The sequence below is a fragment of the Acetobacter fabarum genome, from assembly GCF_040702925.2.
GTDB classification, from domain to species: domain Bacteria; phylum Pseudomonadota; class Alphaproteobacteria; order Acetobacterales; family Acetobacteraceae; genus Acetobacter; species Acetobacter fabarum_B.
Map to the genome: position 1 here is coordinate 249,135 of NZ_JBFCXX020000002.1, position 22,837 is coordinate 271,971.

Annotated in this window: 21 protein-coding genes; 9 read left to right on the top strand and 12 right to left on the bottom strand. The window is 57.9% G+C overall.

Going from position 1 to position 22,837, the window contains the following annotated elements; genetic code table 11:
• Positions 1–9: 9 nt before the first annotated feature.
• From AB2L51_RS03565 to AB2L51_RS03580, 4 genes are all read left to right on the top strand, one after another.
• Positions 10–1,653, top strand: a complete 1,644-nt coding sequence (locus AB2L51_RS03565) for a ribonuclease J (protein ID WP_395581265.1) — start codon at positions 10–12, stop codon at positions 1,651–1,653.
• A 141-nt stretch (positions 1,654–1,794) separates the two neighbouring features.
• Positions 1,795–3,111 (top strand): proline--tRNA ligase, encoded by a 1,317-nt coding sequence (gene proS / locus AB2L51_RS03570; protein ID WP_395581264.1) that lies wholly within the window; start codon positions 1,795–1,797, stop codon positions 3,109–3,111.
• Positions 3,112–3,116: 5 nt separating this feature from the next.
• Positions 3,117–4,367, top strand: coding sequence for a lipoprotein-releasing ABC transporter permease subunit (locus AB2L51_RS03575; RefSeq protein ID WP_395581263.1), 1,251 nt, complete (start codon positions 3,117–3,119; stop codon positions 4,365–4,367).
• On the top strand, positions 4,360–5,046 hold the full coding sequence (locus tag AB2L51_RS03580) for an ABC transporter ATP-binding protein (RefSeq protein WP_395581262.1): 687 nt from the start codon (positions 4,360–4,362) through the stop codon (positions 5,044–5,046). Before AB2L51_RS03575 ends, AB2L51_RS03580 begins: the two co-directional genes overlap by 8 nt.
• Before the next feature lie 65 nt (positions 5,047–5,111).
• On the opposite strand, the gene AB2L51_RS03585 is transcribed toward AB2L51_RS03580, so the two are convergent.
• A complete protein-coding gene (locus tag AB2L51_RS03585) occupies positions 5,112–5,642 on the bottom strand; it encodes a glutathione peroxidase (protein WP_395581261.1) in 531 nt (176 codons plus the stop codon).
• Between the two features lie 223 nt (positions 5,643–5,865).
• Between AB2L51_RS03585 and AB2L51_RS03590 the strand changes: the two genes are divergently transcribed.
• Together AB2L51_RS03590 and AB2L51_RS03595 are read left to right on the top strand one after the other, a co-directional pair.
• Positions 5,866–6,648 (top strand): IclR family transcriptional regulator, encoded by a 783-nt coding sequence (locus AB2L51_RS03590; RefSeq protein ID WP_395581260.1) that lies wholly within the window; start codon positions 5,866–5,868, stop codon positions 6,646–6,648.
• Between the two features lie 76 nt (positions 6,649–6,724).
• Positions 6,725–7,549 (top strand): hypothetical protein, encoded by an 825-nt coding sequence (locus AB2L51_RS03595; protein WP_395581259.1) that lies wholly within the window; start codon positions 6,725–6,727, stop codon positions 7,547–7,549.
• A 57-nt stretch (positions 7,550–7,606) separates the two neighbouring features.
• Here the strand turns inward: AB2L51_RS03595 and glmS are convergent, their stop codons facing one another.
• Positions 7,607–9,430, bottom strand: a complete 1,824-nt coding sequence (gene glmS / locus AB2L51_RS03600) for a glutamine--fructose-6-phosphate transaminase (isomerizing) (RefSeq protein WP_395581258.1) — start codon at positions 9,428–9,430, stop codon at positions 7,607–7,609.
• Positions 9,430–10,776 carry a bifunctional UDP-N-acetylglucosamine diphosphorylase/glucosamine-1-phosphate N-acetyltransferase GlmU gene (gene glmU, locus AB2L51_RS03605; RefSeq protein WP_395581257.1) on the bottom strand — a complete coding sequence of 449 codons (1,347 nt, stop codon included), beginning with the start codon at positions 10,774–10,776 and terminating at the stop codon, positions 9,430–9,432. The genes glmS and glmU overlap by 1 nt, the downstream gene beginning before the upstream one ends.
• Positions 10,777–10,885: 109 nt before the next feature.
• Between glmU and AB2L51_RS03610 the strand changes: the two genes are divergently transcribed.
• The gene (locus AB2L51_RS03610) at positions 10,886–11,584 is read left to right on the top strand and encodes an HAD hydrolase-like protein (protein WP_395581256.1); all 699 of its coding nucleotides are present in this window, start codon (positions 10,886–10,888) and stop codon (positions 11,582–11,584) included.
• A 41-nt stretch (positions 11,585–11,625) separates the two neighbouring features.
• On the opposite strand, the gene AB2L51_RS03615 is transcribed toward AB2L51_RS03610, so the two are convergent.
• The 5 genes from AB2L51_RS03615 to AB2L51_RS03635 are packed head-to-tail and all read right to left on the bottom strand — an operon-like array spanning position 11,626 to position 16,404.
• Positions 11,626–12,414 (bottom strand): nucleotidyltransferase family protein, encoded by a 789-nt coding sequence (locus AB2L51_RS03615; RefSeq protein WP_395581255.1) that lies wholly within the window; start codon positions 12,412–12,414, stop codon positions 11,626–11,628.
• Positions 12,411–13,193 carry a sterol desaturase family protein gene (locus AB2L51_RS03620; RefSeq protein ID WP_166112191.1) on the bottom strand — a complete coding sequence of 261 codons (783 nt, stop codon included), beginning with the start codon at positions 13,191–13,193 and terminating at the stop codon, positions 12,411–12,413. The genes AB2L51_RS03615 and AB2L51_RS03620 overlap by 4 nt, the downstream gene beginning before the upstream one ends.
• Positions 13,190–14,290, bottom strand: coding sequence for an LptF/LptG family permease (locus AB2L51_RS03625; RefSeq protein WP_395581254.1), 1,101 nt, complete (start codon positions 14,288–14,290; stop codon positions 13,190–13,192). The genes AB2L51_RS03620 and AB2L51_RS03625 overlap by 4 nt, the downstream gene beginning before the upstream one ends.
• A gap of 12 nt (positions 14,291–14,302) precedes the next feature.
• Positions 14,303–15,499, bottom strand: a complete 1,197-nt coding sequence (locus tag AB2L51_RS03630) for an LptF/LptG family permease (RefSeq protein ID WP_395581253.1) — start codon at positions 15,497–15,499, stop codon at positions 14,303–14,305.
• The gene (locus tag AB2L51_RS03635) at positions 15,496–16,404 is read right to left on the bottom strand and encodes a metallophosphoesterase family protein (RefSeq protein ID WP_395581252.1); all 909 of its coding nucleotides are present in this window, start codon (positions 16,402–16,404) and stop codon (positions 15,496–15,498) included. Before AB2L51_RS03635 ends, AB2L51_RS03630 begins: the two co-directional genes overlap by 4 nt.
• A 131-nt stretch (positions 16,405–16,535) precedes the next feature.
• On the opposite strand from AB2L51_RS03635, the gene AB2L51_RS03640 reads away from it, so the two are divergent.
• A complete protein-coding gene (locus AB2L51_RS03640) occupies positions 16,536–17,516 on the top strand; it encodes a diacylglycerol kinase family protein (protein WP_395581251.1) in 981 nt (326 codons plus the stop codon).
• Positions 17,517–17,528: 12 nt separating this feature from the next.
• Entirely contained in the window at positions 17,529–18,500 is a 972-nt protein-coding gene (locus AB2L51_RS03645; RefSeq protein WP_395581250.1) for a hypothetical protein, read from the top strand.
• 2 nt (positions 18,501–18,502) lie between these two features.
• Here AB2L51_RS03645 and spt read toward each other — a convergent pair whose 3' ends face one another.
• From spt to AB2L51_RS03665, 4 genes are all read right to left on the bottom strand, one after another.
• Positions 18,503–19,717 carry a serine palmitoyltransferase gene (spt, locus tag AB2L51_RS03650; RefSeq protein ID WP_395581249.1) on the bottom strand — a complete coding sequence of 405 codons (1,215 nt, stop codon included), beginning with the start codon at positions 19,715–19,717 and terminating at the stop codon, positions 18,503–18,505.
• Positions 19,718–19,723: 6 nt separating this feature from the next.
• Positions 19,724–19,975, bottom strand: coding sequence for an acyl carrier protein (locus AB2L51_RS03655; protein ID WP_025826198.1), 252 nt, complete (start codon positions 19,973–19,975; stop codon positions 19,724–19,726).
• A gap of 124 nt (positions 19,976–20,099) precedes the next feature.
• Positions 20,100–21,866, bottom strand: a complete 1,767-nt coding sequence (locus tag AB2L51_RS03660; protein ID WP_395581248.1) for a fatty acyl-AMP ligase — start codon at positions 21,864–21,866, stop codon at positions 20,100–20,102.
• Positions 21,867–22,616: 750 nt separating this feature from the next.
• A partial coding sequence (locus AB2L51_RS03665) for a hypothetical protein (protein WP_400920745.1) occupies positions 22,617–22,837 on the bottom strand: 221 nt, incomplete at its 5' end.

A 22,837-nucleotide genomic window follows, 5' to 3' on the forward strand; every position in this document is an offset into this window, starting at 1 on the left:
TCGGATAATATGACTGAACAGAACGGCGATCTGGCCTTTCTGCCCTTGGGCGGAACGGGTGAGATTGGCATGAACCTCAACCTGTATCGTCAGGGCGATACATGGTTGGCGATTGACTGTGGCATTGGCTTTAGCGGGAATGACACCCCTGAAGCGGAAATTCTGGTGCCCGACCCCGTTTTTATCGTAGAGCGCCGGAACAAGCTGGCCGGGCTGGTCATTACCCATGCACACGAGGACCATATTGGTGCCGTGGCGCATGTGTGGCCCATGCTGCAATGCCCTGTTTACGTCACTCCGTTTGCAAGTGCCGTACTGCGCCGCAAGCTGGCTGAAGCCCGCCTGATGGATGTGCCGATCCGTGTGATCATGCCCGGTGCGCGCTTTAATGTGGGACCGTTCGACATCGAGTTCGTGCCGGTTACGCATTCCGTGCCGGAAGCTCAGTCCATGGTCCTGCGTACTCCGGCGGGGATTGTGGTTCATACAGGGGACTGGAAGTTTGACCCCGAACCGCTGGTTGGTCCCGCAACAGACCTGAACCGCCTTGCCGAAATTGGTGAGGAAGGCGTTCTTGCGCTGGTGTGCGACAGCACGAACGTGATGAAGCCCGGCCCTTCGCGCTCCGAGTCCGAAGTGCGTGTGAGCATGACCGAACTGGTGGCAAGCCTTAAGGGACGCATTGCCGTGACCTGCTTCGCCTCTAACGTGGCGCGGGTGGAAACCATTGCCATGGCTGCACAGGCTGCGGGCCGTACGGTTGTACTGGTCGGGCGTTCGCTGCGTAATCTGGATACGGCTGCGCGTGAGTGCGGTTATCTGTCCGGTGTTCTGCCGTTCCTGAGCGAGCAGGACGTGAACGATGTGCCTGATGACCAGCTACTCATGATCATCACGGGCAGCCAGGGCGAGCCGCGCTCGGCTCTGTCGCGTATTTCCATGGATGTGCATCCCAATATTTCCCTCGGGGAAGGGGATACGGTCATTTATTCCAGCCGCATGATCCCGGGTAATGAACGGGCGATCATGGCGGTGCAGGATAATCTGGCAAAGCGTGGCGTTAAGGTCATTACCGACCGTGAACATTTTGTGCATGTTTCGGGCCATGCCACGGGTGGTGACGTGCAGAAGATGTATGAACTGCTCAAGCCCCAGCATGTGGTGCCGGTGCATGGCGAATGGCGGCATCTGACTGCACAGGCCGCTCTGGCACAGGAAATGGGTATTACTCCCGTTCTGCTGGAAGATGGTGATATTCTGCGCCTTTCTCCGGGCAAACTGGAAGTGGTGGATACCGCCCCCACAGGTCGCCTTGCGCTGGACGGCAACCGCCTGCTGCCCATGAATGGTGGCGTGCTGGCAGCCCGCCGCAAAATGCTGTTCAACGGCATTGTCATTGGCAGCTTTGCTGTGGATGACGAAGGCTTTGTTATTGGCGACCCCAAGGTGAGTGCGCCCGGCCTGCTGGACCCGGATGATCTGGAAAGTGTGCGTGTGCGCGAGGAATTCGCCAACGCGCTGGACGTGATCCCCGATGAACTGCGCAGCGAGGACGGAGCTTTCCGCGAGGCTGCCAAAACCGCCCTGCGTCGCGCCCTTGGCCGCAAGCTGCAAAAGCGCCCGCTGGTGGATGTGCACGTGCTGCGCGTATAAGGCGTTTTATATACCGACGAACAAGAAAGCCCGGTCCTGCCGGGTTTTCTTTCGTTCAGGGCTGTTTTACAGCTTGATAACAGATAACACAGGCATGCCTCTTTTTTGCCGGAGGCACGCCCCATACAAGGCTGAATGCACATGCGTCTTTCGCGCAGCTTTCTTCCCACCCTCAAGGAAAATCCGGCAGAGGCGCAGATCGTCTCTCACAGGCTCATGCTGCGCGCGGGGCTGATCCGCCAGACGGCTTCGGGCATTTATGCCTGGCTGCCAGCCGGGCTTAAGGTGCTGCGCAACATCAGCCAGATTGTGCGTGAAGAGCAGGACCGGGTGGATGCGCAGGAAGTGCTTATGCCTACCTTGCAGTCCGCAGATCTGTGGCGTCGCTCCGGCCGTTACGATGCGTACGGGCCGGAAATGCTGCGTATTCAGGACCGCCACAAGCGCGAACTGCTATACGGACCAACCAATGAGGAAATGGTGACAGACCTGTTTGGTCAGTCAGTGAAATCCTACAAGGATCTGCCGCAGGTTCTGTACCACATTCAGTGGAAGTTCCGTGATGAAATGCGCCCCCGCTTTGGCGTGATGCGTGGCCGCGAATTTCTGATGAAGGACGCCTACAGCTTTGATGTGGATTACGCATCTGCCGTAGCCACCTACCGGCGCATGATGCTGGCTTACCTGCGCACCTTTCAGCGTCTGGGCGTACGCGCTGTACCCATGCGGGCCGATACGGGGCCAATCGGTGGGGAACTGAGCCACGAATTCCTTATTCTGGCCCCAACGGGGGAAAGTGGGGTGTTCTATGATGCCGCACTGGAAGATCAGGACTGGCTGGACGAACCCGTGGACACCAGCAGCCCCGACGCGCTGGAAGCCTTCTTCAACCGTGTGACCACGCCTTATGCCGCCACGGATGAAATGCATGATACGGCAGCATGGGACGCCGTGCCCGATGCCCAGAAGCGCGAAGGCCGCGGCGTTGAGGTTGGTCATATTTTCTACTTTGGTACCAAATACACGGAATCCATGGGGGTGAGTGTTAGCGGTGCCGACGGTGCGCAGTTCTTCCCCGAAATGGGGTCCTACGGCATTGGGGTCTCCCGCCTTGCCGGGGCTATTATTGAAGCCTGCCACGACGAAAACGGCATTATCTGGCCTGATTCCGTCGCTCCTTTCCGCGCTGCCATCCTGAACCTGAAGTCCGGTGATGCGCTGTGTGATGAGATGTGCGAGCGGATTTACGCGAAAGCGCCAGAAGCATTCCTGTATGACGACCGGTCCGAACGGGCCGGTGTAAAATTTGCCGATGCCGATCTGATGGGCCATCCGTGGCAGATCGTGGTTGGCCCCCGCGGCGCCAAGGAAGGTCGGGTGGAACTTAAACGCCGCGCCACAGGGGAACGGCAGGAACTGAGCGTGGATGAAGCGCTGGCTCTGGTTCTGGCAGGCTGATCGCCATGTTCGGTCCCTTCGAGCGTGCGGTGGCTGGCCGTTATCTCCGCGCGCGGCGTGGGGAGCGGTTTGTTTCCATCATCGCCATATTTTCTCTGGTTGGTATTGCGCTGGGTGTTGCAACGCTGATCATTGTCATGGCGGTGATGAACGGTTTTCAGGCCGATCTTATGGGCCGTATTCTGGGCCTCAACGGGGACCTGACCATTTATGGCGCAGGGCGCACCATCTCCCAGTATGAGGATGTGGCGCAGGAAGTCCGCTCTGTTCCCGATGTGCTGAGTGCCACACCCATTATAGAAGGGCAGGTGCTGCTCAGTGCCGGGTCTTACAGTGCCGGTGGTGTGGTGCACGGCATTACGGCTCAGGGCCTGCACGACCTTACTGCGGTCAGTTCCTCCCTTGTCGCGGGGTCTCTGGACCAGTTTGGTCAGGGGGATGACTCCATTGTGGTCGGCGTAACCATGGCCGAGCGGGCAGGGCTGTCTATTGGTTCGCGCCTGACGCTGGTTTCACCCGAAGGGGCCGCCACCGCTTTTGGCACGGTACCGCGTGTGCGCTCATACCGTGTGAGCGCGATTTTTGACGCCGGGGTGAATGACTATAATTCCAGCGTTGTGTTCCTGCCCATGCACGCCGCTCAGGTATACTTCCAGATGCCGGGCAAGGTGACGCAGATTCAGGTCGCCACAAAGGATGCGCAGCATGTGCGTCCGGTTACTCTGGCCATTGTCAGGGCTGTGGATGATCCGGGTTTGCGGGTGCTGGACTGGACAACGGCCAACAACGCATTGTTCGGGGCCGTGCAGGTGGAACAGAACGTGATGTTCCTGATCCTGACCCTGATTATCGTTGTGGCGGCGTTCAATGTCATTTCTTCCCTGATCATGATGGTCAAGGACAAAACGGCCGACATTGCCGTGCTGCGCACCATTGGGGGCAGCCGTGGCGCCATTATGCGTATTTTTCTGATGTGTGGGGCATCGGTAGGTGTCACAGGCACGGTGGCGGGGACGGCACTGGGCATTGTGTTCTGCATGAATATTGAGCGCATCAGGCAACTGCTGCAAAGCCTGACGGGTACAAACCTGTTTAACCCGGAGGTGTATTACCTCGAACACCTGCCAGCCAAGCTGGAATGGGGGCAGGTTGGCGAGGTAATTGGCATGGCGCTTCTGCTTTCGCTTCTGGCAACATTGTATCCAGCCTGGCGCGCAGCCAGAACAGACCCGGTCGAGGCGCTACGTCATGAATGATACTGCGGTGCTCCGCCTTAAGGGCGTTCAAAAAACCTATCGCAGTGGGGAGCATGATGTGCTGCCCATTTTGCAGGGGGCGGATTTTACCCTGAATGCGGGGGAAATCGTGGCGCTTGTTGCGCCATCGGGTACGGGTAAGTCCACGCTTTTGCATCTGGCTGGTCTGCTGGATACGCCGGATGCGGGAGACATTATTATTCGTGGGCAATCGACCAGCACCATGGCCGATGCCGGGCGCACAGCCCTGCGGCGGGATGAGATCGGGTTTGTGTACCAGTTCCATCATCTGCTGGGGGAATTTACCGCGCGGGAAAATGTGGTTCTGCCGCAAATGATCGCAGGGGTGCCCAAGCGGGTAGCCCGGAAGGAAGCTGAGCGCCTGCTGGAGATGTTTGGCCTCGCCCACAGGGTGGACCATCTGCCGGGCAAGCTTTCTGGTGGGGAGCAGCAGCGTGTGGCTATTGCGCGCGCGCTGGCTAATGCACCCTCCCTGCTGCTGGCGGATGAGCCTACTGGCAACCTGGATGTGCATACGGCAGACACAGTGTTTACCGAACTGCTGGAAGCCGTGCGCAAGCGCGGTCTGGCCGCACTGGTCGCAACCCATAATGAGGAACTTCTGCCGCGCATGGACCGGGTTATAACCCTGCGCGATGGCAAGCTTGTTACGCGCTAGAAGACATGCTGCATAAAGCGGCATTCCCCTGCGCTAAGGGGAATGCCGCTTTTTTGTTTGCAGGTTTATCCCGCAGGTAGCAAAGCCCGTTCAACCGCATTGCGCACGCGGGCAGAGGTAGGCTTTGTTATGGAGGAAAACCACGCAACAGGCTGGCCGTTACGCCCGATCAGATATTTGAAGAAATTCCATCTGGGGCGTGCCAGAAAGCCCAGCTCTGTATCCAGCCATTTAAACAGCGGTACGGCGTTCTGGCCTTTGACAACGCTGCGCGCTGCCATGGGGAAAGCAACGCCGTAGTTCTTCTGGCAGAATGTTGCGATGTCTTCCGATGTGCCGGGTTCCTGCTGTCCAAAGTCATTGCTGGGAACGCCAATCACCACCAGCCCGGCTTTGTGGAACTGTGTCCATAAAGCCTGCAACCCTTCATATTGCGGGGTAAACCCACATTTGGAGGCAGTGTTCACGATCAGGATGGGTTGGCCCTTGTAGGCACTCAGATCAATGCTGCTGCCATCGAGTGCGGGTAAGGTAAAATCGTATATGCTTGTTGCCAAGGTGCTGCCCTTTTGCTGCTTTTGTGGCAGGTAAGGCATCCTGTGTAGCGCACCACAAGAGAAGGAGCGAGATGTTATGCTGTCTGCAAGTAGTGGGTGGAAGCCTGCTGCCCTGTTCCGGGTTCTTGTGCCAGACTTCCACCACATCTTGTGCGCGGCAAGATCGTGTTCTGCTTTTTGTTGTTCATTATGTTGAACTCGATCCCGTATGTGGAATATGAAGATATGAGCCTCTCCTGTCAACATGGAAAATAAGAATAACATGTCCAAATCGCAGGATACGGTTCCCGCTCTACGCAGGGCCGTTCGTATACTTGATATGGTCAAGGATGCCGCCAAACCGCCTCTGGCGGCAGATGTGGCCCGCCAGCTCGATTTACCGCGCAGCACGGTCCATGGTCTGCTGGCTGTTATGCAGGAGCTGGGGCTGCTGGAAAAAACAGTCACGCAGGGGTACCGGCTGGGAACACGTCTGCTTGATTGGGCAGGCGATGTTACGGAAAAGCGGGATCTGGTGAGCGAGTTCTACCATGTCCTGGAGACTCGCTCGGATCTGGAGGCCTTTACCGTTACCCTCACCATGCTGGAGGGGGCCGAGGTCGTGTATGTGGCCTGCCGTAACAGCGCGACCGTACTGGGGGCGTCCTTCAGGGTGGGGATGCGCCTGCCTGCCATATTTACGGCCACAGGCAATGCCATGCTGGCTGGTATGGATGATGCCTCCTTCCGGGAATGGCTGGCCCTGCACCCTGTCACGACATGGCCCCAGCCCCTGACGCCCAACGGCATATGCTCGGTGACAACGCTGGTGCGCGAAATTGCCGAAATCAAGGATCGCGGGTATGCGGTGGATGACGAGCAGGTGCATGACGGGCTGTGGTGCTTTGGCGCGGCTGTCAAAGACCATTCAGGGCGTGCACTGGCCGGAATCGGGATCAGCCTGCCGCAGGCGGAGCTGGGGCGGTACAGCGTTGCGCGTCTGGGGGGTGTTGCCTCCCGTCTGGCAGAGGCTGTTTCCTTCCGGCTTGGTTATCGCGCGGGATAAGGGTTTGCCTGCGGGCGGAGTGGAACAGAACATGCGTCTTGCTGCTATGCGGGCTGGAATAATGAACCGGAAAAACATGTGCCGCCGCCCTATGCGCGGTATTGCCGTGGGCATGGTCCTTGGCATGCTGCCGCTGGCCTTTTGTCCTGCCGGGCTACAGGCCCGTGCGGAGGGAGGCGTTGTGCAGACCACAGCCCGGTACCTGATCAATATGCATGGTCTGCATGTGTTAACTGCCAATGTTGGCTACAGGTTGGGGATCAATGCCTATAGCGGCATTGCACAGGTTCAGACTGCGGGTTTTTTTGGTCTGTTCGTCCAGACCGATATGCGGATGCAGGGCTCTGGCCAGTTTCTGGCCAACGGGCAGGCTGAACCTGCACAGTATGACAGCGCAGGCACCTATAACCATGAGCAGAGTCACCTGCATATGACGTATCAGGCGGGTGTACCGCAGATTACGGTGCAGGAGCCTCCCATAGGCACCCGGGAAAAGGTAACCCCCGAAGACCGGGCAGGCGCGCAGGATATTGTCGCCCTGCTGGTTGGGCTGGTGCACCAGATGCAAACCCATAACCGTTGTGATGAATCTTCCCAGAAACTTTTCGATGGCCTGCGCCTGAGCGTGCTGAGCCTGCGTAATACGGGGGTGGAGCGGCCGCCTTCCAGCGCGTCCCGTGCGTGGGGGAACGAATCCGTGACCTGCAATTTTGTTTTGCAGCAGGTCAAGGGATTTACGGCCAATGGGCAGTTCAGCAAACTCAGACAGCCACAGATTGGTCGGGTCTGGTTTGAGAACATTCCCAACATAGGCATGTCGGTTGTCAGGCTGGAAGTAGAGCACCCCAAAATGGGGCATATTGTCATGCGGCTGGATGAAACACCAAAGCAGGTACCCTGAGCTGCAAAAATAAAGGCTGGCTCCCTGATGATAAAGGAGCCAGCTTTTAAAGCATGGTTATTCCACCGTTACCGATTTTGCCAGATTGCGCGGCTGGTCAACATCCGTCCCTTTGAGCACGGCAACCTCATACGCCAGCATCTGTACCGGAATGGTTTGCAGGATTGGTGCTACAAAATCGTGCACTCGCGGGAGCACTACAATCTGCTCGGCAATGGCGGAAACACGTTCTGCTCCCTGCGTGTCGGTAAAGACCAGCAGGCGGCCGCCACGGGCTTTTGCTTCCTGCAGGTTGGACAGGGTTTTGTCGAACAGCGGTGTGGAAGGCACGCTGGCAACAATAGGTACGGTGCGGTCAATCAGGGAGATGGGTCCGTGCTTCATTTCCCCCGCCGCATAGGCTTCGGCATGGATATAGGAAATTTCTTTCAGCTTGAGCGCGCCCTCCATGGCTACGGGGAACATGCTGCCCCGACCGAGGTAGAGGACGTCGCGGGCTTCGGCTACAATAGCTGCCATGTGCCGGATGGCATTCCCCTGATTGAACACTTCCGCCGCACGGCTCGGCAGGTCCATGAGTGCTGCGACCAGTTCTTCTTCCCTCAAAGGGTCCAGTGTGCCACGGGCCCGGGCGGTGGCAATGGTCAGGCAGGCCAGTACGGTCAGCTGCGCGGTAAAGGCTTTGGTGGAGGCAACTGAAATTTCCGGGCCCGCCACGGTTCCCAGCATCACATCGCTCTCACGCGCCATGGTGCTGTGTTCCACATTGAGAACAGAGAGAATGTGGATGGCTTTTTCACGCAGGCTGCGCAGGGCTGCCAGCGTGTCCGCTGTCTCCCCGGACTGGGAGATCAGCAGGCCAAGGGAACCTGCGGTCAGGGGCGGGTCGCGGTAGCGCATCTCGCTCGCGACATCAATATCAACCGGCAGGCGGGCAATTTCTTCCAGCCAGTAGCGGCCAACCATTCCGGCGTAAAAAGCCGACCCACAGGCGGTTATGACCGCACGGGGCACCGTGGCAAGGTCAAACGGCAGGTCTGGCAGCACAACCTTGCGCGTTGCCGGGTCGATCATGCGCTGGAGGGTCTGCCCGATGACCAGAGGGTGTTCGTGCAGTTCCTTTTCCATGTAATGGCGGTAGCCATCCTTGCCAATGGAGCCTGCGGTCAGGGCGGTAATCTGCACCGGGCGCTCAAGGGGCGTGCCATCAAAGGTCATGAACTCGGCGCCCTGCGAGGTAATCACCACGCAGTCGCCATTTTCCATATAGGTGATGCGGCGGGTCAGGGGAGCCAGTGCGAGGGAATCCGAACCAAGGAACAGTTCATCATCCCCAAAACCTACGGCGAGTGGTGCGTTGTTGCACGCCCCGATCATGAGCCCTTCATGCCCTGCAAAAATCATGGCAACGGCGTATGCGCCATCCAGACGTTTGAGTGCTTTAAGGGCTGCTTCCTTGGGGGGCTGGCCCTGTTGCAGATGGTAATCCACCAGCAGAGCAATGGTTTCGCTGTCGGTTTCGGTTTCAAACACCTGACCGGCGGCTTCAAGCTCCTTACGCAGGGTTTCAAAATTTTCAATAATGCCGTTATGCACAATGGCCACACGGGCTGTGCCGTGGGGGTGCGCATTGCAGGTGGTGGGGGCACCGTGGGTGGCCCAGCGTGTGTGGCCAATGCCGGTTTTGCCCGCGAGGGGGTTCTGCTCCAGCAGTCTGGCCAGATTATCCAGCTTGCCAGCCGCCCGGCGGCGCTCTACGCGCCCATCTACCAGAGTGGCAATGCCTGCGGAATCATACCCACGGTATTCCAGCCTGCGCAGGCCTTCGAGCACAATGGGGGTTGCATGGCGTAACCCGACAACGCCGCATATTCCGCACATCAGCCGTTTTCCTTTTTTGCCTTCAGGGCGTCTTTGAACAGTTTGCCACGTTCCGGTTTGGTGGTCTGGCGCGCGCGCGCCAGAGCCAGCGCATCCTGCGGCACATTGTTTGTAATGGTGCTGCCTGCTGCGATCAGGGCGTTATCACCAATCTCGACAGGGGCAACCAGTACGGAGTTGGAGCCGACAAACGTATTTTTGCCGATGGATGTGGTGTGTTTGAACACGCCATCATAGTTGCACACAATGGTCCCGGCCCCGATGTTGGACTGCGCGCCAACCTGTGTATTTCCTAGATAGGACAGATGGTTGACTTTAACACCCGCACCCAGCTCGGCACTTTTGAGTTCAACAAAATTGCCAACCCGCGCGTTTTCGCCAATTATAGTTTCTGGCCGCAGGCGGGCATATGGGCCAATGACTGCGCCCGAATGCACCTCGCACCCTTCAAGGTGGCTGAAGGCGCGAATAACAGCACCTTCATGCACAACAACGCCGGGGCCGAACACAACATTGGGTTCGACCAGCACATCGGCGGCTAGTTGGGTGTCTGTCGCCAAAAAGACTGTCTCGGGGGCGACCAGCGTTACCCCGTTGTCCATGGCGTTCTGGCGGAGACGCTTTTGCAGGGCGGCTTCGGCCTGAGCCAGTTCGCTGCGGGAGTTCACTCCACGCAGTTCATCCTCCGCGGCCTCAACCGCACGAACCTGTGTGTGCTCGGCCACAGCCAGATCCACCACATCGGTCAGGTAGAACTCACCTTTGGCGTTGTCATTGCCTACAGCTTTCAGCCAGCGGCGGAAGTCTGCGGCATCGGCACATAAAACACCCGCGTTGCACAGGTCTATGGCGCGCTCCTCGGGTGTTGCATCCGACCATTCCACAATGCGTTCCACATTGCCTGCGCGGGTAACCACCCGGCCGTAGCGGGCTGGGTCTGCCGGGCGCATGGCCAGAAGGGCCAGACCGACATCGGGTTTGCGCCGCTCATCCAGCAGAGCGGTCAAGGTCTGGGCAGAAATAAGCGGGTTATCTGCGTACAGAACGGCCACATCGCCATCACCAAACCACTGTACCGCCTGAAGAGCCGCATGGGCCGTGCCAAGCCGTTCGTGCTGGATGACTACGGGGTAGGGGGCGGCAACGTCCGCCACATCTGCCATTTCCGGCCCGATAACCACAACCAGACGATCAAAGACCTCGGCCGCGTTGCGAAGCAGGTGGGCCAGCATGGGGCCGCCCGCAAGATGTTGCAGGGCTTTGGGGCGGGAGGATTTCATGCGGGTGCCTAGCCCTGCGGCCAGAAGAACCGCTGTGGCAGGACGGAATGCTGGATCAGACGTCATAAATGATGCGGTAAGCCAAGCTCCGGCGTGTGTCAAACATCTCGCTTATGGAAAAACTCCATGCCAGTATCATAAAAGTTTTCTAATATTTACGAGGCGGAGGAACGGAATGTCTGCTTTGCGTCTGGCTGTGTTCGATATGGACGGTACTTTGCTGGATTCCTTGCCGGATCTGGCGGAATGCTGCCGCGAAATTCTGGCTCAATGTGGCTTGCCATTGCTGTCCGATACACAGGTGCGCGGCATGATCGGCAACGGCGTGCAGGTACTGGTGGAACGGGCCCTGCACGCCAGCGTGGAGCAAAAAGCAAAAGAAAGCGGGACGGCCCCAGCCATACCTTTTTCCACGGAGGAGGCGGTCAGCCGTTTTATGGCGGCTTACACGCCCCGTGCCACCCGGTTGTCCCGCCTGTTCCCCGGTACGGAGGAGGCCCTGCACAGCCTGCGGGCGCAAGGGTGGCTGCTTGCAGTCTGCACGAACAAGCCGGAAAAAGCGGCACGCCGTATTCTTGCGGATTTTGAGCTAACCTCCCTTTTCGCTAGCGTGGGCGGAGGGGATAGCTTTGCTGCCCGCAAGCCGGATGCACGGCACCTGCTGGGCACAATTGCACAGGCCGGAGGGAGCGCGGCAAGCAGTGTGATGGTGGGAGATATGCCGCCTGATTATCTGGCGGCCGAAGGGGCGGGTTGTCCCTTTGTGTTCGCAGGTTGGGGTTATGGTGCGCCAGAACTGGCCCGTAGGGCCAAGGCATCAGCCCCCTGTATGGAAGATATCCCGGCCCTGCTGGATCGGGCTATGCCTGCCTGAAGATATGACGCCGGGGCTTTCCGGCACCCGGCCCGGTTTGGTTAATGCCCGTATTGCGCCTTCAGCACAGGTGCAAGTTGCTGGGCGAGAAGGATGTCGGCTTCCTTGTCCACATCCACAGCCGCGCGCCCATCCGATAGGGGAACCAGCTCGGCCTGTGCGCCGGTAAGGGCATAAATGCGGGCATACAGGGCCTGCGTGGATAGCCGCCCGGTGACCGCGCGGAGCAGAATGCCCAGCCCAAGAGTCCATGCGACCCGCAGAGGGTGTTTGCGGTTTTTTTCCACACTGCGCCACAGATCGGCCACCCGGGCCGAAACAGCGGTTTTGAAGTAAAACAGATTGCAGCCGGAAAACACCATGTCCGTCAGTCGGATATAGGTGCGCCTGGTCTGGGGAACACTTTGCTGGATGCTGCTCTGGGTGGCGACACCGACGGCAATATCGGTTTTATCGGCAGCGGTGTGGAGCAGTTCCTCCACCCATTCAGGCTGGAGCAGGGCATTGTCTGCTGTGGTTACCAGCAGCGGGGTGCCAAAATGTGCAAGACTGTCCAGTACGCTGGCACTTGGCCCTTCGGGGCGGGATGTCACAACCTGCACAGTGTCAGGTAAAATCCCGGCCAGAATAGCCGGGTCTTCCAGACAGACTACAATACGGGTAATGGCGGGCACGGCCTGTAGGGCGTGAACCACCCGCACAACCATTGGAACCCCGTCAATGGGTAGAAGTGCCTTGTGCGAGACACCTCCTGCAACAGCAACGGGGTCCGGCTTGCCGGGGCGTGTTCCGGCAAGCACCAGAGCGGTAATGGCGAGGGGTGTGTTCATGCTGTGCGTTTCTGATCCGGGCGGGCGCCATCGGGCCGGTCGCGTGGGGGAGCGCCAGTCAGCTTCATGACCCAGGGGTAGCGCGAGGCCTGTTCAACATCATATCCCAGATTGAACACGGTCGGGCTGCGCGGGCGTGCCTTGGCGTCCACGTAGTAGGAGCCCAGAACCCGGTCCACCACAAAGCTGGTAATGCCAAAATTACCATCTTCGTCATGGAAGTGGTGCAGCACGTGGCGGGCTTTCATGCGCTGGATCCAGGCTGAACGGGGCTTGTAGTTCAGATGCTGGATGCAGTGGAAAAACTCGTAAATGCAGGTAATGGCAATACCAGTGCTCAAGGCGGCTGCTGCCGTGGCAACGCCACCGATCAGGTAGCCAATGGGCAGGGTAATTACGGCAATGGTGGGCAGGGTCGTAACCGGCGCGCCAAACAGAACATCCAGCAGGTGCGGGTCCTGATGGTGGTCAAAATGGATGCGCTTCCACAGGCCGGCGGTCCATTTGTTTTTGTAAAGCAGGTGCCCGTGCAGAACATAGCGGTGCAGCATGTACCACACTATGGGGTAGACAAACACCACAGCCAGTATGGCGCTGAGTGTTTTGGGCCAGCCTGCAAAAAAATGGGCAGAGACAAACGCACTGGCAATGGCAAGGGCAAAGTACAGCAGAATGGTTGGATACGTCAGATAGGCGATCCACAGCTGCCGGAGATCCATTTTACCCAGGTCAAAACTGCGACCAGTCTTGAGGGAGGGGTTGTTCAGAGTTCCGCTCATCGTGTTTCGTTCCTCAGGAGCACAGTCAGTGATCCCAATGTAAAGATGATCAACGTGGGAACTGTTGCAACCGGAGGCGGGAGCAGACCGGCATTACCCATAGCCCGCAGCAGTCCCTGTACAACAATAAACAGCAGCCCAGCGCCCAGACACCATACTGGCAACCAACTGCGTGTCCCCGTTCGTGGAGGGATATAGATTACTGGCATTGCGATCAACAGCAGAACCAGCAGAGACGCCGGGCGCAGGAACCGTTCGATCAGCCCGGCCCGGAGGAAACCCGGGCTGGAATCCGAGGCAAGCTGCCCACGCAGCATGCCCAGAATGGTGGTGGTGGACAGTGGTGCATTCCCCGAAGACAGGCGAATAAAGTCCTGTGGCGCCAGAGTCGTGTGCCACGGCATGTCCGCCTGATGGTCCAGACGGTCAACCTTCTGGTCCTTGAGGTCCACGTCCAGCCCTTCCAGGTTATAAAGGGTCCAGCCGTGGGTGCCGCTGTAGTGGGCTGTTTGCGCATGCAGGGTCTTGCTCAGCATATGGTTGGCGTCACGCGTGTACACATCAACCGTGCCCAGTATGTTGCCACCATCGGCGACATGGCCAATATGGACCAAGCTGGTCCCTTCATGAAACCAGAAGGAATGTCCATCCTCCGGGGAGGGGTCGGTGCGATTCCACCAGGCGGCCAGCGCCTGCTCGGAGCGGGGGGTTATCTGATCGTCCAGTACAATACCTGCCAGTCCGAGCAGTAAAGTTGCGGGCACCAGATATTTGTATAACCCGAGTGTAGACAGGCCTGCCGCGCGGAGAATGGCTATTTCGCTGGCAAGGGTCATCTGCGTCAGCATCAGCAACGCACCAATGAGCGTGCTGAGCGGGAGTGCCCCGGACAGCAGGAAAGGCAGGCGCATGCAGGCGTAGTTGAAAATCCCCTGAAGACCCAGATGCCGTTGCAGGATGGGGGTTGTCTGTTCCAGCAGTGCCAGAATTTCCAGCATGCTGACCAGCACGCAACAGCAAAATACCACACGAAAAAGTAGGGCCCCGGACAGGTAGCGCAGCAGAACGTAACGCGGATTGGGTGAAGGTTTGCTCATATGCGGTTTTCTTTATGCCTGCCGGGTTCTGGCTGGCAGAGCCCAGCGCGCACGCCAGAGGAGAAATGTGCCCGAGCGATAAAGGAGCAGCGTCACGCACAGAGTGATAAACACAAAGGTTGGGGCCCATATGACCAGCACGGAGAGTTGCCGTGTTGCAACCATGCTGTGCCCGAACTGCAGGATATGGTCGAAACCGATCATGAGAATAAAGGCAATGGGCAGGCCCGTGTTGTTGCGCTGGCGCTTGCGGGCCATGGCCAGTGCGGTTGCAAGGAGCGGAATAAAGGGAATGGTCAGGCTGCGGGCAAGACGGAAATGCAGCTCCGACCACATATGCGGCTGCGAGATGCTACCATCCTGACGGACAATCTTGCTGATCAGTTCAGGGGATGTGAGTTCACGCTCATCGTCTCCGCGTTCGCGGAAGGGAGTGGTCTGGGAGGCGTGGGTCAGGTAGCGGGTGGAGTGCTGGAATGTTATCAGACTGGGAGGTTTATCGCCCGAATCCGAGACGATGACACCGTCCTCCAGTTCAAGCTGCACGGTACTGCCATCCGAGGCGATGCGGATATGGCCCGTGCGGGCGGTAATGTTCCGTTCCTGATGATCTGATGTATCGTGGATAAAGACGTTTTTCAGCTCTGACCCACTTTGGGTCACCTCCTCGGCAACAAGCGTGAGGTCAGAGGAGGGGCGGGCAAACATGCGTGGTTGCAGGCGCGGGGACCAGCCGGTGTGGCTGGCAAAATAGAACGCGGCCCGGAAGTCATACCGTGCATGAGGCTGGATAAACCCGTAAAGCAGGAAGGAAATAATACCCAGCCCCAGCCCCAGATGGATATAGGGCCGCGTGATTCGCAAAAGGGAGAGACCGCTGCTGTTGGTGGCGTCGATCTCCTCATTCTGGCTCATGCGGCGCATGACGGCAAAAACCGACACGCAAAGGGCGGCGGGTATGGCCAGCCCCAGATAATGGGGGAGCAGGGTGGTCAGCAGTTCAACAAACGTGCGTAGATTGTTGTTGCCTTCCGCCAGCAGGTTAAACAGAACCAGCAGGCGCTCAAGCAGAAGCGCCGTCATGACCACGGCCAAGGCAATGGTAAAGGGCGGAATAACCTGATTGATCAGGTAACGATCAAGCGTTGTAGGCCGGAGCCACTGGATAAAGCGGCGGATGGCGGGCGCGTTCAGCATGGAAAACGTCATACTGCGGTTTTTGGTAAATGGCGATGCAGTGAGTAAATTCTGCCTGCCTCACTGTCGTGCATAAAACCATCCGTACCAAGTGCCCTGCGCTGCACGGTAATATCCCATGTGTCAGGCTGGGCGGTAATGGTTATCCGGTTCCAGCCCGCCGCTTTCCGGGGGCTGCTGGGAATGTGGGATGCCGAGGTCGTGCCCAGAACAGGAATGGAAGTGCCCGGAATGGTGCATGCCGTGGCAAGGTGGGAGTGGCCATGCAGCACCAGTTCCGCTCCTTCGCGGCGCAGGACGTCCTGGAGCATGTTCAGGTCCGTCAGGCCCTTGCGGTTCTGGACCAGATGGGCGACCGGCGGGTGATGGAGCAGCACAACGCGGCATAACCCGGATTCGCCGAGTGTTCTGAGTGTCTGCCCCAAAAGCTCCAGTTGCCGCCCGCCCGTTCTGCCCGTTGCCATGAAGGGGAGGGAGGGCACTGCCGTATTCACCCCGATCAGGGCCACATGGTCCTGCACAAGAACGGAGGGGGCCCTGCTATTCTCACCCATATGGAGCCACGGTGCCCACAGGGTGCGTTTTTCCAGATTTTTTTCCCGTATCAGAGCTTCATGGTTACCCGGCACAAGCAGCGTGGGGGGAAGATTCTGCTCTTTTAACCAATGTTCCGCAGCCCGGAATTCGGACAGGAGACCCAGATTGGTCATATCCCCTGTAATGGCGACCAGTGCGGGGTGAGCCTGCCTGATGTCTTGCATGACCTGTAACAGCGGTGCCGGGGTATGCAGATGCCTGCGACGGTAAAACCAGCTTAACAGGCTCAACACGCGTTTAAAACGCCATTCCCGCCACGTGGGCAGGCCAGCCAGAGGTAGATGTGGGTCGGAAAAATGGGCAAGAAGAACGCTGGCCAAGAAAATCAGGTCTCCAGTCAGAGGCGTCGCCAGCGTACAAAATGTGACAAGCGCGCGCTGGCTCTTTATACCACTGAGCCGAGCCGGGGCAAAAGCACCGACCAGCAACTTGTGCATTATAGAGTACGTGAGTGCCCGATCATCTAGCCCTTATTTATAATCCGTTCAGCTGTAAAAACCTGAAGAATGGCCCAGACTACCTCCAGAGTATTCAGGCATTGCCCAATGTCCTGTTTTATGCGCCAGACACGTATGCCGCATTGCAGGGCGTTGTGGAGGAACTGCGTACACACAGGCCCTCCTGCATTGTGGTGGATGGGGGAGATGGTACGGTTGGTAAGGTTCTGAGCGTTCTGCATGCTTCTGGCTGGCCGCCGGAAGAGTGGCCGCCTGTTGCCGTTATTCCATCGGGGAATACCAACCTGATCGCTGCGGATGTCGGATATGGCAAACGTGGGGCGGAGGCGCTGCGTTGCCTGCAGGCCGAGTTACGCTCGGGGCAGGCGATGCACAAGGTCAAGCAGCGTCACCCGCTGGTTGTGCTGCGTACGGGGTATGAGGGAGCAGAAGTTCTTGGCTTTTTTGGCGGCATGGGGGCTTTTGGCCGGGGTATAAGCATTGCGCACCAGCCTGCGGTTCTCAACCGTTACGCGCATGATATGGCGGTTATAGCAACTTTGATCATGACAGTTATGCAGCTTTTGCTTCCCCGCCAGCGCGATGGCTGGTTGGCAGGGGCTGCTGCGCGTCTGACCTATGATGGCAAGGCCAGCAGTGTGCACAATCATTTTATGGTACTTTGCACAGCGCTGAACACGTTGCCCTACGGTGTCTGGCCGTTCTGGCGTGCCGGTGGTGCGTCGTGCAATGGCATGCATTATCTGGACGTGGCGGCATATCCGCCTTCTCTTCTGCGGGCGGTGTGGACATTGCTGCGTGGCAAGGCTCCGGAGTGGCTGCGTTGCTCCGCTGCTTACCAGAGTGGTGCCGTACAAACCCTCCAGATGCAGACAAACGAGAGTTTTGTGCTGGACGGCGAGATTCTGGAACCGGGCAACAAGACGGATTTTACCATTCAGGCAGGTCCGCCCGTCTCCTTCCTCTATGCGTAATGGCTGATACACATGGCTAATACCGAGCAGACAACCCGCAGGCAGGCCGTTGACCAGATCACACATATGCTGGCGCAGGAACTGGCTCTTCCCGTTGCTCCGGAAGTGACCCTGTTTGTGGAACAGATGCTGGGGCACGTGCGGCCTCTGGGGGTTCTGTTTTATGGATCGGGCCTGCGGGCCGGTCTTGATGAAGACACGCTGCTCGATTTCTACATTATTGTCAGCCGGCAGTCAGACTGGCCGCGCTCCGCTCTGGCCTGTGCGGCCAATGCGGTGTTGCCACCCAATGTGGAGTATCAGGAACTCGGAGTGGCAGGCCGTGCCATGCGCGCCAAAATTGCCATTCTTACCTTGGCGCAACTGCATGAACTGACCGGATTTTCCACTTTGAACACCACGGTTTGGGCGCGGTTCTCCCAGCCTGTCAGGCTGGTCTGGAGTAACAACGCACAGGCTGCGCAGGCCATTACCCACTGCATCGTGCGCGCCAATGTCACGGCGGCAAAATGGGCGGCATTTCTTGGTCCGCTCAAGGCTCCATACAGAGCATTCTGGGATGCTCTGTATGCCAGTACCTACAAAGCAGAGTTACGCGTTGAAAACGGGCAGCGAAGCAGCAGTCTGGTTGACGCCAATCTGGAGCGGTACGAGCATAGTCTGCTCCCGTGCTGGCAGGCTGCGGGCATACCGTTCAGAACGGAGGGAGGGGAGGTCTTGCCCCTGCTCACTGCTGAACAGAAAAACAAGGCCCAGCGCCAATGGCGACTCAGAGCGCGGCTGGGGCGCCCGCTGAATATCCTGCGCCTGATCAAGGCGGTTTATACATTTAAAGGAAGTGCCCGCTATGCCGTGTGGAAAATCCGGCGGCATAGCGGAATAAACATTACCCTTAGCCCGTTTGCGGAAAAACATCCGCTGCTGGCCGCTCCGCCAGTGCTGTGGAGGCTCTGGCGGCAAGGGGCCTTCAGGCAGGGTGCGTAATGTTACGTGGCTTCCGGCTGGAGCGGTACACCACACTCCACGGCAGCCTGACCAAAAATGGCAAGGGCCTGATCAATCTGTGCCGCTGTATGCGTTGCCATAACGGAGCAGCGCAGCAGAGGGCGTGAATCCGGCGTTGCCGGAGGCAGGCTGAGATTGACGTAAACCCCAAGCTCAAGCAGCCGGTTCCACATGGGAATGGCCTGCTCGACCGTTTCCAGCGTTACGGCAATAACCGGGCTGACCCGCTTGCTGGCGTTAAGGCCAAGTCTGGTAAAGCCTGCATGCAGGTGGGCGGCATTGTCCATAAGCTGGCGGCGCAGCTCTGGCTGGGCAATCATGTCCTCAAGAGCAGCCCCTGTTGCTGCAATCACTTCCGGGGGGAGTGAGGCAGTAAACATGTAAGGGCGGCAGTTCAGGCGCACGAGTTCCAGCTCAGGGTGGTCGGATACGCAGTAACCGCCAACCGTGCCCAGACTTTTGGAAAAAGTGCCAACAATAAAGTCAACATCCGCTTCCACACCTTCGGCTTCGGCCGCACCGCGCCCGTGCTCGCCCAGCACACCAAAGGAGTGGGCTTCGTCCACCATAAGGTATGCGCCGGTTTCACGCTTGACGGCGGCAAACTCGGCCATGGGGGCCACGTTGCCGGTCATGGAGTAAATGCCCTCCACAACAATCAGCTTGGCGCTGTTGGGTGCATCCAGCCGCTTGAGACGCTTGTACAGATCATCCGGGCTGTTATGACGGAAGCGGATCACCTGCGCCGCACTCAGGCGGCTGCCATCGTAGATACTGGCATGGCTGTCGGCATCCAGAATCAGATAATCGTCTTTCCCGGCCAGGGCGGAGATCATGCCAAGGTTAGCCTGATACCCGGTGGAGAACACCATGGCGTCCCGCCGTTTGAAAAAGTCAGCTATCTTGCGTTCCAGATGGCGGTGGAGCGACTGTGTTCCATTGGCAATGCGGGAGCCGGTTGTGCCAACACCACAGGTTTCTGCCGCTGCCTGTGCGGCCTTGATGGCGCGCTCGGACTGGCTGAGACCCAGATAGTTGTTGGTACCAAAGAGCAGGGTTTCACGCCCCTCTATAATCCCGACAGTGGAGGAAACCGGCTTTTCAATGACAACGGCAAACGGGTTGCGCCCGCCAGCCGCCACAACAGAGCCCAGAGCGCCCGCAAGGCCCTCGAATTTGGAAAACAGTGACGTCATCCACGTTTACCCTTTGTTCTTCAGGTCAACAATGCAGGCGGCCAGATCATTGATCGTGCGAATATCCGCCAGTTTGTCGAGCGGAACAGAGACGTCCAGACTATCTTCCACTTCCATGACAAAGTTCATGACTGCGAGAGAGTCAAATGCCAGATCTTCCATGATCTTGCAGTTGCCGTCGATGTCGCGCGGGACTTTGGGATTGGCAAGAAGCTTTTGGATGATCAGCGCGGAAACGCTTTCAACGGTTTCGCTCATGTCGGGTCCTTCATCCTTTATGGCATTTATATCAAGCCGAGCTTCCGCCCGCCGTGGCCGCCTTATGAGAGAAAAAACCAGATTTGACTAGCCTCTCACTCACAGGCGCCTTTTCTCCCGTGCTTCAGGCGACTTCGGGCTGCTGGGCAAAAGCGCCGTTCACATACATTGTGCGGGCTTTGGCGCGGGTCAGCTTGCCAGAAGAGGTCTGCGGCAGCGTATGAGGGGGAACCAGCACAACCATAACATCAACCCCATGCAGTCTGCGGAACAGGCTGGCCGTTTCGGCGCGTAGGGCTTCACGGGCTTCGGGGTTGGTGGTGCGGCACTGGATCAGCGCCACGATTTCTTCCTGATTGTCTTTTTCAAGGGAAAAAACAGCCACGTCACGGCTACGCAGGGTGGGAATGTGGGTTTCAGCCGACCATTCCAGATCCTGCGGCCAGATGTTGCGGCCGTTGATGATAATCAGGTCCTTGGCGCGCCCTGTGACCACAATCTGGCCATTGAGCATGTAGCCCAGATCACCCGTGTTCAGCCACTTATCCTGATCCAGCACCTGTGAGGTTTCTTCGGGCATGCGGAAGTAGCCGGACATAAGGCTCGGGCCACGGACGTAAATGGTGCCAACCTCACGGTCTCTCAGCACAACGCCGTCGGGGTTGCGGACTTCCATGGCATGCTTGGGCAGTACTTTGCCACACACGACGAAGGTGCGCGACGGTGTGCCGGAGTTTGCCGGAGCCTGCGCAATCCCTTTGCTTTCCAGCAGGGACAGGTCAACCGTATCCGTTTCAATTCCGGTGTCGAGCGGGACAAAGCTGATGGCAAGCGTTGCTTCGGCCATGCCGTAGCTGGCAACAAAAGCTTTGGCGTTGAACCCGGCCGGGGCAAAGCGCTCGGCAAATTCCTGCAGGATATGGGCGCGGATCATGTCACCCCCAATCCCGGCAACCCGCCAGCGGGACAGGTCCAGACCGGGAGCCGCCGGGCGACGGGCGCACAGTTCATACCCAAAGGATGGACTGTAGGCGATGGTGCCGTGGTTACGGCTGATCAGGTCAAGCCAGACATGGGGGCGGCGCGCAAATTCACGCGTCGGCAGCAGGTCGACTGTCAACTGGCATGTCATGGGAGTCAGGAAGAAGCCTACAAGCCCCATGTCATGGTAAAGCGGCAGCCACGAAACGCAGCGATCACCGGTTTCGCGGACCTGCAGCCCGTCATGCGCGATGGCGGCCACATTGGCCATACCCGAACGCTGGGAGACACAGACTCCCATGGGAAAGCGGGTGCTGCCAGAAGAGAACTGAAGGTAGGAAAGCGCATCGGGGTCCACCGTGCCCAGTTCCACATCGGGCACGGGGCGGGCCATCAGTTCGCTGGGGGAGCCAGCAAAAACCAGACCAAGACCTTCTACAATGTCATCGGTCCAGCCTTCAATAATGGCCGGAATCACCACTGCGCTGGCCTGCGCACTGGTGATCATGCCACGCAGGGTAGTCAGGTAAGCGTCCTTGCCACCAAACGCGACGGGCAGGGGGAGGGGCGCTGCAACAAGGCCCGCATACTGGCAGCCAAAAAAGATGCGGGCAAAGTCGCCATCGCTTTCCGCGACAATGGCCACGCGGTCACCTGCCTGTAGCCCCATACCAAGCAGGCGTTTTGCGGTCTCAATAGCCTGTGTCCGCAGCACGCTGTAGGGCAGCGCTTCGAGCAGCGTGCCTTTGCCTGAATAGATATTAAACCCGGCCGTACCCTGTGCAGCATAATCCAGCGCATCTGGAAAAGTCGCAAAATCACCATAACGGCGCGGTTGCCCAGACGCGGAGGGAAGTGGCTGGAGTGTTGCTTCCGTGGTGGGGGCAGAGGCTGGGTTCATAAGGTTCATCAGTTGGCCATTCGAAGAAAATCAAAAAATGCGGCGGCGCCAACCGGCGCAGTAAGTTCGTCCCCCAGAAAGGTCGAACGTCAGGCGTATATAGTCTTTTTGTGGATTTATAAAAGTATCATGTAGAGAGGGAAGGCAGATCACTCCCTTTTTCGTGCATATTCCCCCTGCAATGGCAGGAGTTCGCAGCGTAGAAGGTGGAGGCGTGACTGGAGTATGCAGTCTTTTATAATAAAGTCAGCCAGAATAGATATTCTTGTTTAAATTCAACGAACTATGGAAATTTTCAGATAGTCGTTCCCGCAGGGGGCGTGTTTTCATATCAAATGACTGAGGCGGTCGCCCAGACAGGGGGGCGTATGATCCAGAACATCAGGAACCGTGAGGTTGCCAGAGCGTTAAAATGGTAGCGTTATCGGGATGCTGGTGGCTTTCTTGGGTATTTTGGATGCGAGAGATTTACGGGTACTGCTGGAAAGGGCGGTATCCCGTGCATAGAAGATATATGGAAACGTAAAGTAACAAATTGTGTTGACATGATGGGGTGAAACTCTCCTGCCTTCAGGAGGCAGGGCGGTTTTTTACGATTCCGATCCGTGCGTTTTCTGTCGTGTTTTCGTGGGTGCCTGATGGTGCAGGCAGAGGCCTGTTTCATACGGAGGATATGGGTAAAATCGACCTGAAAGAAAAATGTCATTTTTTTTGATTTCTGCTGTTGACGGTGTAGTGTTTGTGGGTATAGAAGCTGCTTCACCGAGACGAAGTGATCTTGGCGGTTTCGGAAGTTTCTGCTAAGGTTTTTGGCTCTTTTGGTCTTTGACAAGAGAATATGAGATAGAGAGGGATATGCTGACGGCGTGTTTTTCTGACTGAGGCCTTTTGGTTTTGGTTGGATGGACTGACGGTTATCTGTGGATGACCTGAGTTTGTTGGTATATCTTTTGATATGCGTTTTGACAGATGTTTCGAAT